At 66.4% G+C, this 14,095-nt stretch carries 12 protein-coding genes; 5 read left to right on the forward strand and 7 right to left on the reverse strand.

Features of this window, described 5'->3' with window-relative positions:
- Nucleotides 1–9: 9 nt before the first annotated feature.
- On the reverse strand, nt 10–1,065 hold the full coding sequence (gene trpD / locus ACSU1G_RS09770; RefSeq protein ID WP_439279726.1) for an anthranilate phosphoribosyltransferase: 1,056 nt from the start codon (nt 1,063–1,065) through the stop codon (nt 10–12).
- A gap of 354 nt (nt 1,066–1,419) precedes the next feature.
- Here trpD and ctaE point away from each other — a divergent pair, with 354 nt between their 5' ends.
- The 4 genes from ctaE to qcrB all read left to right on the forward strand — a co-directional run bounded on the left by ctaE (nt 1,420) and on the right by qcrB (nt 5,800).
- The gene (gene ctaE, locus ACSU1G_RS09775; protein WP_439279727.1) at nt 1,420–2,058 is read left to right on the forward strand and encodes an aa3-type cytochrome oxidase subunit III; all 639 of its coding nucleotides are present in this window, start codon (nt 1,420–1,422) and stop codon (nt 2,056–2,058) included.
- 96 nt (nt 2,059–2,154) lie between these two features.
- Nucleotides 2,155–2,958: a cytochrome bc1 complex diheme cytochrome c subunit gene (gene qcrC / locus ACSU1G_RS09780; protein WP_439279728.1), complete on the forward strand. Its 804-nt coding sequence runs from the start codon at nt 2,155–2,157 to the stop codon at nt 2,956–2,958.
- A 68-nt stretch (nt 2,959–3,026) separates the two neighbouring features.
- On the forward strand, nt 3,027–4,106 hold the full coding sequence (gene qcrA, locus ACSU1G_RS09785) for a cytochrome bc1 complex Rieske iron-sulfur subunit (RefSeq protein ID WP_439279729.1): 1,080 nt from the start codon (nt 3,027–3,029) through the stop codon (nt 4,104–4,106).
- 5 nt (nt 4,107–4,111) lie between these two features.
- On the forward strand, nt 4,112–5,800 hold the full coding sequence (qcrB, locus tag ACSU1G_RS09790; RefSeq protein ID WP_439279730.1) for a cytochrome bc1 complex cytochrome b subunit: 1,689 nt from the start codon (nt 4,112–4,114) through the stop codon (nt 5,798–5,800).
- A gap of 1,199 nt (nt 5,801–6,999) precedes the next feature.
- Here qcrB and ACSU1G_RS09795 read toward each other — a convergent pair.
- The 5 genes from ACSU1G_RS09795 to ACSU1G_RS09815 form a co-directional block, all read right to left on the reverse strand.
- On the reverse strand, nt 7,000–7,401 hold the full coding sequence (locus ACSU1G_RS09795) for a cytochrome c oxidase subunit 4 (protein WP_439279731.1): 402 nt from the start codon (nt 7,399–7,401) through the stop codon (nt 7,000–7,002).
- The gene (gene ctaD / locus ACSU1G_RS09800) at nt 7,398–9,107 is read right to left on the reverse strand and encodes an aa3-type cytochrome oxidase subunit I (RefSeq protein WP_439279732.1); all 1,710 of its coding nucleotides are present in this window, start codon (nt 9,105–9,107) and stop codon (nt 7,398–7,400) included. Before ctaD ends, ACSU1G_RS09795 begins: the two co-directional genes overlap by 4 nt.
- On the reverse strand, nt 9,104–10,057 hold the full coding sequence (gene ctaC / locus ACSU1G_RS09805; RefSeq protein ID WP_439279733.1) for an aa3-type cytochrome oxidase subunit II: 954 nt from the start codon (nt 10,055–10,057) through the stop codon (nt 9,104–9,106). Before ctaC ends, ctaD begins: the two co-directional genes overlap by 4 nt.
- Nucleotides 10,058–10,305: 248 nt before the next feature.
- Nucleotides 10,306–10,698, reverse strand: coding sequence for a HesB/IscA family protein (locus ACSU1G_RS09810; RefSeq protein ID WP_439279734.1), 393 nt, complete (start codon nt 10,696–10,698; stop codon nt 10,306–10,308).
- A gap of 161 nt (nt 10,699–10,859) precedes the next feature.
- Complete coding sequence (locus tag ACSU1G_RS09815; RefSeq protein ID WP_439279735.1) at nt 10,860–12,275, reverse strand: dipeptidase; 1,416 nt, start codon at nt 12,273–12,275, stop codon at nt 10,860–10,862.
- 74 nt (nt 12,276–12,349) lie between these two features.
- On the opposite strand from ACSU1G_RS09815, the gene ACSU1G_RS09820 reads away from it, so the two are divergent.
- On the forward strand, nt 12,350–12,955 hold the full coding sequence (locus tag ACSU1G_RS09820) for a DUF3043 domain-containing protein (protein ID WP_439279736.1): 606 nt from the start codon (nt 12,350–12,352) through the stop codon (nt 12,953–12,955).
- Between the two features lie 4 nt (nt 12,956–12,959).
- On the opposite strand, the gene ACSU1G_RS09825 is transcribed toward ACSU1G_RS09820, so the two are convergent.
- Nucleotides 12,960–14,039, reverse strand: coding sequence for a quinone-dependent dihydroorotate dehydrogenase (locus ACSU1G_RS09825; RefSeq protein ID WP_439279737.1), 1,080 nt, complete (start codon nt 14,037–14,039; stop codon nt 12,960–12,962).
- Between the last annotated feature and the right edge of the window lie 56 nt (nt 14,040–14,095).

Below are 14,095 nucleotides of genomic sequence, written 5' to 3' on the forward strand. Positions count from 1 at the left end.
CGGGTACGCCTAGGAGTGTGAGATCTGCACCCAGGTCTCCAGCACCCGCTGAGCGGCCCCGGAGTCGATGGACTCCGCAGCTCGCGTCATATTGGCCGCGATCCTGTCGAGGAGCGGCCCCTCGGCCGAGGTGTCGAAGGCCGTGAGTCCAGCCGCGGCATTCAGGAGCACCGCATCCCGGACCGGGCCCGACCGGCCGGCCAGCAGCTCCCGCACGATCCCGGCATTGTGCTGACCGTCCTGACCGGCGAGGGCCTCCACCGAGGCCAGTGGGATCCCGAAGTCCTGCGGCTGCAGCACGTGCTCGGTCACAGCGCCCTCCCGCACCTCGAAGACGGTGGAGGGGCCGGAGGTGGTGATCTTGTCCCGTCCGTCACTGCCCCGGAACACCAGCCCCCGGAGGCCGCGGTCTGCCAGGACGCCGGCCAGCAGCGGCGCCATCCGCTCACTCGCACAGCCCAGGGCCTGCGCGCGGACGCCGGAGGGATTGGTCAAAGGGCCCAGGTAGTTGAAGACGGTCGGCACACCCAGCTGCTTGCGCGCGGGGGCCACGTACTTCATCGACGGATGGTACCCCTGGGCGAACAGGAAGGTGATGCCGGCTGAGGTGGCGCATTCCACCACCTTCTCCACCGACAACGAGAGGTCGACACCGAGTGCCTCGATCACGTCTGCCGCACCCGCCGTCGAGGAGGCCCCGCGGTTGCCGTGCTTGACCACCGTGGCCCCGGCACCGACCGCCACGAGGGAGGACATGGTGGAGATGTTGACGGTGCCGAGCTTGTCCCCGCCGGTGCCGACGATGTCCAGGGTCTCCCCCGGCACCTCCAGGTGTACCGCGTTGTCCAGCATGACCTGGGTGAGCCCCAGCAACTCCTCGACCGTCTCCCCCTTGGAGGCCAACGCCACCAGGAAACCGGCGATCTGAGCGTCCGTGGCATTGCCGGACATGATCTCCTGCATGGCCCACATGGCCGCGTCAGTGCTCAGATCCCTGCGGGACACGAGCCGCCCGAAGATGTAGGGCCATGAGAGGGACTGGGGGGCAGGGATCGATGTACTCACGCGGATCATGCTATCGCCGGTCAGATCGAACACCGTGGACTACGCATCACTGTTGCTCCACTGTTGCTCCACCGACCGCGCTGCACCACACAATCGGACCGCCGTGGGACCGGAGAGCCATGGGGACTTCCCCCTCCGCCCACGCCCCTCCCCTACTTGGCATCATTAGGGCATACTGATGGGACGTAACTCTCGGAAAACCGCCAAACAACCGTCGACTGACCTGCGAACCTGCGAATCTCCTGACCGTGAGGATCGAAGTTCATGGGAGATCACCCCATCCGGGAAGAACAGGAAACGCCGAAACGTTCGTCGCATTGGAGACGGGGACCGTTTTAGGGCCATAATGGCTGGGTGACGACTGCAACCCATGCCCTCCCCAGGCCCGCAACAGGACTCCCCAGCCGACCCAATATGGTGCAAGTAGGCACCATGGTCTGGCTCTCTAGCGAGATCATGTTCTTCGGCGGGCTCTTCGCCATGTACTTCACGCTGAAGTCGACCTCGCCTGAACTATGGTCCGAAAGCACCGAGACGTTGAACGTCCCCCTCGCTTTCGTGAACACCCTGATTCTGGTGGCGAGCTCCTTCACGGCCCAGGCCGGCGTGTTCGCTGCCGAGCGCCTTCAGCCGCGCCGCACCGGCGGGATCTTCTCCCTGAAGAGGTGGGGCATGATCGAGTGGTTCGTCGTGACCTTCATCATGGGAGCCATCTTCGTCTCCGTCCAGTGCTACGAGTACGCCGTGCTGGTCTCTCATGGCGTCACGATCGACGCCAATGCGTACGGTTCCGCCTTCTACATCACCACCGGCTTCCACGCCATCCACGTGTTCGGTGGACTCGTCGCGTTCCTGTTCATCATCGGCCGCGCCCACCTGGCCAAGCGCTTCGGACACCACGAAGCCACCTCAGCCATCGTCGTGTCCTACTACTGGCACTTCGTCGATGTCGTCTGGGTCGCCCTCTTCGCCATCGTCTACTTCCTGAAATAGCCCGCACCACCCTCAGGCACGCCCGCACCACACCGAGGAAGACCGGATTCGGACCGTCACCCTCGTCCGGTCAACAAGAAACGTTAGGAACCAACCGTGAAGGCACTTTCACAGAAACGGCGCCACCCCATCGCCGGGCTCGCGCTGCTGCTTCTGGGGCTTCTCATCACCGGCGGCCTCTACTCCGTCGCGAGCACCATGAACCAGGCCCAGGCTGCCACCACGGGTTCGACGTACAGCGCTGAAGACATCACCGAGGGCGAGAAGCTCTTCAATGCCAACTGCGCCACCTGTCACGGCATGGACGCGGTCGGTACCGAGGACGGCCCCACCCTGATCGGCGTGGGCGCTGCCTCCGTGGACTTCCAGGTCGGCACCGGGCGCATGCCGATGCAGATGCAGGGCCCCCAGGCCCAGGCCAAGCCGAACCAGTTCAGCGACGAGCAGACCATGCAGCTGGCCGCCTATGTCTCCTCCCTCGGTGCGGGCCCCGCCCTCCCGGAGGATCAGTACCTCGACACCGACCACGAGGACGTGGACCTCGGTAATGGCGGCACGCTCTTCCGCGTCAACTGCGCCATGTGCCACAACTCGGCCGCCTCGGGTGGCGCGCTGACCCGCGGCAAGTTCGCGCCGGACCTGGCCAACGTCACGGAGAAGCACATCTATGAGGCCATGGCCACGGGCCCGCAGAACATGCCGGTCTTCAGTGACGCGAACCTGAAGCCGGAGGACAAGCGGGACATCATCGCCTTCCTGAAGGAGATCGAGAGCCAGGGCTCCCCGGGCGGCGCATCGCTGGGCTCCCTCGGCCCGGTGTCCGAAGGCCTGCTGGTCTGGACCGGCGGACTTGCCGTCCTCGTCGGCTTCATGGTCTGGCTGACCTCCAGGTCCTCCTGATTTGACGGCGCCGTGGGGGCGCCGACCACACACAACGTCACCATCACTCAAGCAAAGGATTCAGATCTATGTCTGAGCAAAGCCACGGAGGCCCGGAGCACCCGGGGGCCGTTGAGCACGCCGGTGTAGAGGAGTCGGGCACATTTGCCCTCGACAACCCCGGCCTCCCGCCGCACCGGCCGCGGCTCGCGGACGAGGACCCCCGGGCAGCCAAGCGCGCCGAGCGACAGGTCGCCTTCCTCTTCGGTCTCTCGATCGTCGGTACGCTGCTGTTCTTCGTGGGCTACTTCGTGGTCGGCCAGATCGGCCCGGACACTCCCATCTCCACGGTCCGGCTGCAGAACCTGCTGCTCGGCCTCGGTACGGCCTTCGCAATGCTCGGCATCGGTGTCGGCATCGTGCACTGGGCCAAGACCCTGATGCCCGACCATGAGACCACCGAACAGCGCCACGAGGTCCGCACCGAAGCGGACCGTCAGCTGGCCGTCGGCATGATGGAAGACATCATCGACGAGACCCAGATCAAGCGTCGTCCGCTGCTGCGGAACACGCTGATCGGCGCCGGTGCCCTCGCCGTGCTCCCGGCCATCGCGATCTTCCGCGACCTGGATGACACGGACAACCGCAGCGACCTGGCTGCCGAGAACTTCGGACCCGAACGTCTGCGCCACACCATGTGGGCCCCGGACGTCCGGTTGGTCCGTGATCCCACCGGCACCCCGATCAAGGCCTCCGACGTCACCATGGGATCCGCGTTCCACGTGATCCCCGAGGGGCTCAACGAGTTGTCATCTCACGAGATGCTCAACCAGAAGGCCAAGGCCGTGGTGCTGCTCATGCGGCTGAACCCCGAGGACATGCATGTCTCCCCCGAGCGGGAGGACTGGAACGTAGACGGCATCGTCGCCTATTCCAAGGTCTGCACGCACGTCGGTTGCCCGGTGGCGCTGTACGAGCAGCACACCCACCACCTGTTGTGCCCCTGCCACCAGTCGACCTTCGACCTCACGCAGGAATGCAAGGTCATCTTCGGCCCGGCCGGCCACGCCCTGCCGCAGCTGCCGATCACCGTCAATGAAGAGGGGTTCCTGGTCGCCCGCAGCGACTTCCAGGAGCCCGTCGGACCGGCCTACTGGGAGCGTGGCTGATACTTATGAGCACCTCAAACAACCCTGAGTACCAGGCGAGCACCCCCACGGGCAAGATCGTCAACTTCATGGACACCCGCGTGGGTGTCTCCCCGATGGTGAAGGAGTTCGGGCGGAAGATCTTCCCGGACCACTGGACCTTCATGTTCGGCGAGGTCGCCCTCTACACCTTCGTCATCCTGTTGATGTCAGGCACCTTCCTGACCTTGTTCTTCGACCCCTCGATGGCCCACACCACCTATGAGGGTTCCTACAAGCCCCTCTACGGCGTGGAGATGTCCGTGGCGTATGCCTCGGCGCTCGACCTCACGTTCGACATCCGTGGCGGGCTGTTCATGCGCCAGGTCCACCACTGGGCGGCACTGCTGTTCGTTGCGGCCATGTCCGTGCACATGCTGCGGGTATTCTTCACCGGTGCCTTCCGGCGCCCCCGTGAACTGAACTGGCTCGTCGGCTGCACCCTGCTCATCCTGGGTCTGGCTGCTGGTTTCACCGGCTACTCCCTGCCGGACGAGATGCTCTCCGGCAACGGCCTGCGCATCATCGACGGCGTGGTGAAGTCGATCCCGCTGATCGGCACCTATATCTCGTTCTTCCTCTTCGGCGGCGAGTTCCCCGGTGATGACATCGTCGGACGGCTGTACATCATGCACGTGCTGGTGGTGCCGGCACTGATCCTGCTGATGGTCGTCATGCACCTGTTCATGGTGGTCGTCCACAAGCACACCCAGTACCCCGGCCCCGGGCGCACCGAGAACAACGTGGTCGGCTACCCGGTCGGCCCGGTGTACGCGGCCAAGGCTGGTGGCTTCTTCTTCATCGTGTTCGGCGTGGTGGCATTGCTCGCCTCCATGTTCACCGTCAACGCGATCTGGAACTACGGTCCCTACGACCCCTCCCCCGTGCAGGCCGGCACCCAGCCGGACTGGTACATCGGCTTCGTGGATGGTGCCCTGCGTCTGATGCCGGGCATGCTCGGCGAGTTCTCCTTCAAGTGGGACATCCCGCTTCCGTGGGGTACCAACACGCTGGCCCTGGGCGTGCTGCTCCCGGCCCTGATCCCCGCCGGGATCCTCTTCGGCGTGATGTTCGGATGGCCCTGGATCGAGCGGTGGATCACGAAGGACAACCGCGAGCACCACATCCTGGACCGGCCTCGCAACGCCCCGACCCGCACCGGTGTCGGCGTGGCAGGCATCGTCTGGTACTGCGTCATGTGGGCGGCAGCCTCCTCCGACCTCATCGCCACGCACTTCCATGTGTCTCTGAACGATGTGACCTACTGGCTGCGGGCGCTGTTCATCTTCGGACCGATCATCGGCTACATCATCACCAAGCGCGTGTGCCTGGCACTGCAGCGCAAGGATCGCGAGATCGTGCTCCACGGCCGTGAGGCCGGTGTGATCGAGATGACCCCCGAGGGTGAGTTCCGTGAACGTCACGAGCGCTTGGACGACTACAAGCTGTACAAGCTGGTCAGTTTCGAGTCCAAGCGTCCGCTGCCGGCCCAGCCGGGCCGCGACGGCAAGGTCTCGGGCGGCGAGAAGGGCCGGGCGAAGCTGCACCGTTGGTTCTACGAGGACCGGGTGGAGCCCGTGACCCGGGCTGAGCTCGCCGAGGCCAAGACCCACGACCAGGGGCATGTCCCGGACGCCGTGGAGGATCAGGACAGCCGCTCCGCCATCGGCCGCTGACCGTCGCGAGCCGCACCGGACCGCAAGTCCTACAGCAGGAAGGGCCCCACCATCGGTGGGGCCCTTCCTGCTGTCCCCCTGCTTTCCTCGCCACCTGCAGGTGCTGACCACCACCTCGGCCTGCCCCCGCGCTTCCCGGCAGCGCTTCCAGGCAGCGGCCCAGAAGGACCCGCCAGCGCCGCCTTGAGCCCGGACTGACGTCCGCGACTGGCGTCCACACGAACCCCGATCCACGGTCCATCACCGCACCCTGAAGGGGCAGTCGGCCGCTCTGATTGAATCTCCGGTCCACTGCGGCCATGAGTTTGTGCCCGTAGGCGGCCAGTGACTGAAATCGACACTGGGGCGGCTCGGGGGCACCTGTGGTGTCCGTGTCGTGGCCGGGCCCTGCGGACGGCTCATCAGCCCACGCGAGGGCACGCGGAGAGTGGCGCGTCGACGGCCAGAACGCCGGCAACGGCGGCAACGGCGGCGACGGTGTTCCGCCCGCTACGCCAAGAAGCGTCGGAACCCGGTCGCCCAGCGCCGTGGAGCATGCCACGGCCATCATGGACAGCACCGTGCACGATGCCGTCGGAGTCCTGCACCGCCTGAGATATCGTGCGTCAGCACCATCGAGGCGTGACCCGGCGACGATGCACGCCGGTGGCCGGCAGTCATCACCGATGGTCGTCAACGGCGATATTGCTGACCGCGTAGGGCAATATCGGGTGGCCCCGAGACTTCGAAGACTCACTGATCACGATGACTGTGCTGCCAGGGGACCTGCCGACCTGCTTGCGCGTGCTAGCTGGCATGCCGATCCCCTTGGCGACGCCTTCGACACCGTCTCCACGGCCCTCAGCTGCATCCTGCGGGCCGATCTCGTGGTCATCGATGCCCGGGGCTGCCGCCGGAGGTCACCGGGTGCTCCAAGGGCATCTGAGTGCGTCTGCCCCTCGAGGACGGCAGCCACGATGAACGTTCTCACGCGATGTCCCGGAACCCGCACCCGGCAGGTTTCGACGGTCTCCTGCTCCAGACCCCGGCCACCGAGCCGCCCGTGGCGGTCCGCCTACGCAGCAGGACAGGCGGGCTCCACGCGCAGACGCCGTTCCGTGGCGCCGTGGGGTGCTGAGGCAACTGCGGCTCCAGACAAGACAGGCCGGGAACCCGATGAGGGGTTCCCGGCCTGTCTGCCGTTCAGTGACCGTTACGGGTCAGTGGGCGTGGTCGCCCTTCGAGTACTCGAAGACCCAGCCCACGATGAAGAAGAGACCCAGGCCGATGCCGGTGATGAAGATCCACCAGCCCAGGGCCAAGCCCAACACGAGGCCGGCGCAGGCCACGGCCAGGCCGAGCGGCCACCAGCTCCACGGAGCGAAGGAACCGTAGGTGCCGGCATACTGGGCGATCTCGCCGTGCTCATCGTCATCCGGGCCCACACCGAACTTGCGGTCCATGAGCCACAGGAAGATGGCGATCATGATGCCGAGGCCACCCAGGGCGAAGAGCGCCGGGATACCGGCCCACTCGGACCATCTCACCCAGAAGCCGTAGACGGTGGCGACCACGACGAAGAAGACGCCGATGATCGCGAACAACTTGACGCTGGTTTTCACTTGGCGGCCGCCTTTTCTCCGAAGACCTCGGCTTCATGCTGCGGGGACGTGGGCAGGAGCTCGGGGTGGTGCAGGTCCAGGGCAGGACGTTCCGAGCGGATCCGCGGCAGGGAGTGGAAGTTGTGGCGCGGCGGTGGGCAGGAGGTCGCCCACTCCAGGGAACCACCGAAGCCCCAGGGATCGTCCACGGTGATCTTCCTGCCGTTGCGCGCCGTGATGTACACGTTCCAGAAGAACGGGATCAGGGAGGCACCCAGCACGAACGAGAAGATCGTGGAGAACTGGTTCATCAGGGTGAAGCCGTCCTCCACCATGTAGTCGGCGTAGCGCCGGGGCATGCCCATCACGCCCAGCCAGTGCTGGATCAGGAACGTGCCGTGGAAGCCGATGAACAGCATCCAGAACTGGATCTTGCCCAGCCGCTCGTTGAGCATCTTGCCGGTGAACTTGGGCCACCAGAAGAAGAAGCCGGCGAACATCGCGAACACCACGGTGCCGAAGACCACGTAGTGGAAGTGCGCCACCACGAAGTAGGTGTCGGAGACGTGGAAGTCCAGTGGCGGGGAGGCGAGGATGACGCCGGTCAGACCACCGAACAGGAAGGTGACCATGAAGCCCAGGCTCCACAGCATCGGGTTCTCGAAGGTGATGGAGCCCCGCCACATGGTGCCGATCCAGTTGACGAACTTCACGCCCGTGGGGACCGCGATCAACATGGTCATCAGCGAGAAGAACGGCAGCAGCACGGAGCCGGTGACGTACATGTGGTGGGCCCACACGGTCACGGACAGTGCGGCGATGGAGGTGGTGGCGAAGACCAACGTCTTGTACCCGAAGATGGGCTTGCGGCTGAAGACCGGGATGATCTCCGAGACGATGCCGAAGAACGGCAGGGCGATGATGTAGACCTCGGGGTGACCGAAGAACCAGAACAGGTGCTGCCAGAGGATGGCGCCACCGTTCTCGGGGTCGAACACGTGTCCGCCGAACCGCCGGTCCAGGCCCAGGGCCGCCAGGGCCGAGGCCAGCGGCGGGAAGGCCATCAGGATCAGGATGGCGGTGATCAGCGTGTTCCACGTGAAGATCGGCATACGCCACATGGTCATCCCCGGCGCACGCATCGTGAGGATGGTGGTGATGAAGTTGACGCCGCCCAGGATGGTGCCGAAGCCCTGCAGGAACAGGCCGAACACCCACAGGTCCCCGCCCACCCCCGGGGAGTACGTGGTGTTGGACAACGGCGCGTAGGCGAACCAGCCGAAGGAGGCCGCACCCTGGGGGGTGAGGAATCCGGCCACCACGATGATGGAGCCGAACAGGAAGAACCAGAAGGCCAGCAGGTTCAACCGCGGGAAGGACACATCCGGCGCCCCGATCTGCAACGGCATGATGACGTTGGCGAACCCGATGAACAGCGGGGTGGCGAACATCAGCAACATGATGGTGCCGTGCATGGTGAACAGCTGGTTGTACTGCTCCTTGGTCTGCAGCAGCTGCATCCCGGGCTCGAACAGCTCCGCACGGATCAGCAGCGCCATGACGCCGCCCAGACAGAAGAAGACGAAGGAGGCGATCAGGTACATGTACCCGATCGTCTTGTGGTCCGTACTCGTCAACCAGTTGACGATGATCCTGCCCTTGGAGACCGGCACCACCCGTGGCTGGGCCGCCGCTGCGTCATCCGTGGCGTATTCGTAGGTGGTCATTCGTTGTCTCCCTCGTCCTCGCCGGCCGCCTTCTCAGCAGAGCCGCCGGAGGCCCCCCTATCTGTTCCGTCGCCCTGGACCTGGTTCTCCTGGTCGCGCTGGCCGTCCGGGTTCTGGTTCGGGTTGCGGTTGTATTCGTCGCCCACATGGCCGTCCTCCAGCTGGGACAGCTGGGTGCGGAATTCCTGTTCGGAGACCACCTCGACGTTGAAGAGCATCTCGGAGTGGTATTCACCGCAGAGCTCCGCGCACTTGCCCTGGAAGGAGCCTTCCTCAGTGGGCGTGAGGTACATGTAGTTCGTCTTGCCGGGGACCATGTCCAGCTTGCGCAGGAAGGCTGGAACCCAGAAGGAGTGGATGACATCGCGCGACTTGAGCTCGAACTCGACGGGCACGTCCACCGGGAGGTACATGGTCGGCAGGGTCTCTTCGACCCCTTCACTGCCGTCCAACTGTGCCTGGACGCCCTGGAAGTGCTTCTCCTCGCCCTCGTAGCTGTAGTTGAAGTCCCAGGCCCACTGCTTGCCGTAGACCTCGACCGTCAGCGGGGAGTCCTCCACGGGGGTGTCGATCTCACGCTGGACGCGGTCGGTGAAGCCCCACAGGGTCAGCACCATGATCACCGGGACGATGGTGAACATCGTCTCCATCGGCACGTTGTAGGCCATCTGACGCGGGAATCCCCGGTCGCTCTTGCGGCGACGGTAGGCCACCATGCACCAGAGCATCATGGCCCAGGCCGCCAGGCCCACGATCAGGGCAGCGATCCAGGAGTTGACCCACAAGTCGGTCACCTGTGCTGAGTGGTTGGTGGTCTCCCGTGTGCCGGGCAGGAATCCTCGTTGAACCTGCTCCGAACAACCGGTCAGGACCATGGCTGCCACGGCGGCAAGCGCTCCCCCCTTCAGGAGACGCCTACCCCGGCTGCCGGCTTGATTCTGCGATCTCACAGACGGCCCTTCCTCTTCAATCTCGAGTGCGAATGCCTCCCGCAGCCACGCTCCGTGCAGATCAGCATCTGAATCCGGAACGGAACAGCCACAGGGGGACCCCTAGGTTTCTACCTACTGTAGAGCTTACCGCCCTGTTCGTCTGCCCCATGACACGCGAAAACGTCGGGTGCCCCCACCAATTTCCTGGTGGGGGCACCCGACGTCATGTGGTTCACCGACAGTGGACCGATCTGAGGTCTGCTGGCCTAGTGGAAGGAATCACCGCAGGCACAGGAGCCGCCGGCGTTCGGGTTGTCGATGGTGAAGCCCTGTTTGGAGATGGTGTCCTCGAAGTCGATGCTGGCACCGGACAGGTAGGGCACGCTCATCTTGTCCACGATGACCTCGACGCCGTCGAAGTCGCGCAGGGCGTCCCCGTCCAGGACCCGCTCATCGAAGTAGAGCTGGTAGATCAGACCGGAGCAGCCGCCGGGCTGCACGGCGACGCGCAGGCGAAGGTCGGTGCGACCCTCCTGCTCGAGCAGGGTGCGGACCTTGGTGGCTGCCACCTCGCTCAATTCGACCTCGTGTGCTGCGAGGTCTTGGGCCGGCTGGGCGGTCGGGATCTCGGTCTCGGTGGAATCCGCGGAAACGGTCATGCTCGCTCCTTCATCTGCGTGCGTGTCCCCCCGTACCGGCTGGGGGCCGGACGGTGGCTGGCCCGAAGGCCGTACTCCTCGGTCTCAACACCCGATGCCGGCGGTTCATTCCCGTCGGCTGGGTCGGGTCAACCGGGGCCAAGGTGTGCTTCGAGTCTAGGTCAGAGGCCCACGGCAGCCAACAGGAGGGCCTCCGCCAGCACGGCGTGCCGGAAGTCGCCCAGGTGCAAGGACTCGTTGGCCGAGTGGGCCCGAGAGTCCGGGTCCTCCACCCCGGTGATCAGCAGGGTCGCCTCCGGGAACACCTCCACCAGGTCCGCGGTGAAGGGGATCGAGCCGCCCATCCCGGCTTCGACCGGCTCCACCCCGAAGGCCGCACGGAGGGAGGCCAGCATCAGCCGGGCTGCTGGAGCCGAGGTGTCCGTGGCGAAGGGCTGCCCGGTCTCCCCCGGCTCGAAGATGACCTCCGCCCCGAACAGCGCGGTGTCCCGCACCGTGTCCAGGTGGGCGCGGACGGCATCCATGGCGGCATCGGGGTCCATCCCCGGCCCGAGCCGCAGGCTGAACTTGGCCCTGGCCTCCGGCTGGAGGGTGTTGGAGGCCACCTCCAGGCGGGTGACGTCCGTGCCGATGATGCTCAACGCGGGCTTGTTCCACAGACGGTCCGCCAGGGGGCCCGTGCCCGCCAGTCGCACAGAGTCCAGGACCGCGGCATCCGCCCGGTAGTCGGCTTCGGGGTAGTCGATGGACGCGTGCTGTGACTGCTCCAGTCCGGCGATCGACACGTTGCCCTCGTCATCATGCAAGGTCGCGATGAGCCGGGCCAGCAGGGTCGGCGCGTCCAGCACGGGACCGCCGTACATCCCGGAGTGCACGGCGTGCCCCAACACGCGCACGCCGATCACCCCGTCGACCAGCCCCCGCAGGGAGGTGGTCAGTGCCGGCACCCCGACCTTCCAGTTGCCCGAGTCGGCCACCACGATCACGTCGGCGGACAGGAGGTCCCGGTGCTCCTCCAGGAACGTCCGGAAGGTGGGCGAGCCGGCCTCCTCCTCCCCCTCGATGAAGAAGGTGACGCCCGTGCCCGAGTCCGCGCCGGCGTCGAGCATGGCCTTGAAGGCGGCCACATGGACCATGATGCCCGCCTTGTCATCCGCCGCTCCGCGGCCGTACAGGCGACCGTCCTTCTCCACGGCGGTGAAGGGCTCGGTCTCCCAGAGGGACTCCTCACCCACCGGTTGGACGTCGTGGTGTGCATAGAGCAGGACGGTCGGCTGTCCGGGCTGGGCAGGACGGCGCCCGACGACGGCCGGGCCCCCGGGCGTGCCGTCCGCCTTGGCCTCGGTCAGCACCTGGACGTCGTCCAACCCCAGACCCCGGATCAGCGCCGCGACCGCCTCGGCCGATGCCTCCAGGGGTGCGCGATCGAAGGAGTCCCAGGCGATGCCGGGGATGGCCACGAGGTCTTTGAGGGTCGCCACGGTCTGCTCGAGCGCGTGGTCCACCGCGTCCGTGATCCGGGCGATCGTCTCGGTATGCAGAGGCAAGGGGGCAGTGTTCTGGGACGGTTCAGTCATGCTGACCAGCCTAACGAGGGGACCTCAGGATGACGCAGGAACCGGTCCCGCCCCCCACCGCCTAGAATGGACAGGTGTTTGGACGCAAGAAGACCTCCGAGAACCCCTCCATCGATGCCGCCGTGTCAGCGCCTGTGATCGAGACCCCCGAGCAGACGGCTGCGCGCCACCAGGCGAAGAAGGGTCCGACGCCGACGCGTGCCGAGCGTGAGGCCGCCCGCCGCCGCCCCCTCGTGCCGGAGGATCGCAAGGCCGCCCGGAAGGCGGCCCGTGACGCCGAGGTGGTCGAGCGCCAGAAGATGCGCATGGCCATGGAGACCGGCGACGAACGCAACATGCCCCTGCGCGACCGCGGTCCGCAGAAGCGCTTCGCCCGTGACTGGGTGGACGCCCGCACCGGTGTGGGCGAATGGCTCATGGTGATCGTGCTGGTCTATGTCTTCCTGGCGTTCCTGCCCCAGTCCGACCTCGCGATCTGGCTGACGTTCTCCCTGTGGGCGATCGTGCTGCTGGTGGTGCTGGAGGGCGTGCTCATCTCCTTCCAGCTGAAGAAGCTGCTGGCCGCGAAGTTCGGGGACGTGGAGCGCGGGGTGCGCTGGTACGGCGTGATGCGCGCCATGCAGTTGCGCCGACTCCGCCTGCCGAAGCCGCAGACCAAGCGCGGCCAGTACCCCGCCTAGCCTGCTAACCGGCGAGCTCGCGATTGATGCGGGCGGCCCAGAACGGTCCCTCGTAGAGGAAGGCCGTGTAGCCCTGCACCAGATCGGCTCCGAGCTCGAGCCGCTCACGGACCTCGGCACCGGTGGTCACCCCGCCGACGGAGATCAGCGCCACCTCCTCCGGCAGGGCTCCCCGGAGCCGGCCCAGCACCTCCAGGGACCGCTCCTTCAGGGGCGCTCCGGACAGTCCACCGGCCCCCATGGCCTCCACCTCGGCCTCCGGGGTGGCCAGCCCGGCGCGGGAGATCGTGGTGTTCGTGGCGATCACGCCGTCCAGCTTCATCTCGACGGCCATGGCCGCAACCTCGTCGACGTCCTCATCCGCGAGGTCCGGGGCGATCTTGACGGCCAGCGGGACGTGGCGGCCGGTGGTCCGGTCCGCTTCCCTCCGCACGGCGGCCAGCAGCGGGGCCAGCGCCTCGATGTCCTGCAGCTGGCGCAGCCCGGGCGTGTTGGGCGAGGACACGTTGACCACGAGGTAGTCGGCATGGAGCGCCAACGCGGCGGTCGAGGCCAGGTAGTCGCCGGTGGCGTCCTCGAGCGGCACCGCCTTGGTCTTGCCGATGTTGACCCCCAGCACGGGACGGCGCCGGCCGAAGCGCTTCGTCAAGACGGTCCGGGTCCTCCTCAGCCGGGGGGCGACGGCCGCGGCACCGTCATTGTTGAAGCCCATCCGGTTGATCAGCGCCCGGTCCTCCACCAGCCGGAAGAGCCGTGGAGCGGGGTTCCCGGGCTGGGGCTGGCCCGTGATGGTGCCGACCTCGATGTGCCCGAAGCCCAGGTCCGCCAGGGCGGCGGTGCCCAGCCCCTGCTTGTCGAAACCGGCGGCCAGCCCGAAGGGTGAGGGGAAGTCCAGCCCCATCACCCGGGTGGCCAGATCCTTCGACGGCCGGGTGGCCCGCCGTAGCGCCGCGGAGGTGCCGCTGGCCTCGGCCGCACGGATCAGGGAGAAGCCGACGTGATGGGCCCGCTCGGCGTCCATGCCCTGGAAGGCGGCCTTGAAGAACGCGGGGTACACACGGGGCAACGGGGGCAGTGCAGTCATGTCCCTTATGGAACCACGATTCCCCCGGTGGTCGGGTCCACATTGCGCCACGTACC

The sequence above is a fragment of the Microbacterium sp. A93 genome (genome assembly GCF_051842835.1).